1 protein-coding gene is annotated in these 566 nt (G+C 65.5%); it reads left to right on the plus strand.

Features of this window, described 5'->3' with window-relative positions:
- A partial coding sequence (locus VQ830_RS28740) for a HAMP domain-containing protein (protein WP_337271543.1) occupies positions 1 to 566 on the plus strand: 566 nt, incomplete at both ends.

Below are 566 nucleotides of genomic sequence, written 5' to 3' on the forward strand. Positions count from 1 at the left end.
CTGCGGGCACGCATGACCTCGCTTGCCGCTGGTGAGGCGGAAGCCGATGTGCCGGGACGCGAGCGCCGCGACGAGCTTGGCCAGATGGCCGCCGCCGTTGCCGTCTTCCGCGACAATGCGGTGGAGCGCGTGCGCCTTGAGCGCGAGACGGAAGCCAATCGCAGCCTGTCGGAAAAAGAGCGCATGGAGCGCGAGGCGCAGAAGGCCCGCGAAGCGGAAGAAACACGCTTTGCCGTCGATGGCCTTGCCAAGGGCCTGACGGAGCTGTCCAATGGCAATGTCACCTACCGGATCGACACGCCCTTTGTTTCTCATCTCGATACGCTGCGCCAGAACTTCAACAGCTCGATGGACAAGCTGCACCAGGCCTTGCGGGCCGTGGGCGAGAATGCACGCGGCATCGATTCCGGTGCCAACGAGATCCGCGCTGCCGCCGACGATCTGTCGAAGCGCACCGAACAGCAGGCAGCCTCCGTCGAAGAGACGGCTGCCGCGCTGGAGGAAATCACCACGACGGTCAAGGATGCCACACGCCGTGCCGAAGATGCCGGCCAGCTCGTGGCCCG

It is taken from the genome of Oryzifoliimicrobium ureilyticum (assembly GCF_037199735.1).
GTDB classification, from domain to species: domain Bacteria; phylum Pseudomonadota; class Alphaproteobacteria; order Rhizobiales; family Rhizobiaceae; genus Rhizobium; species Rhizobium ureilyticus.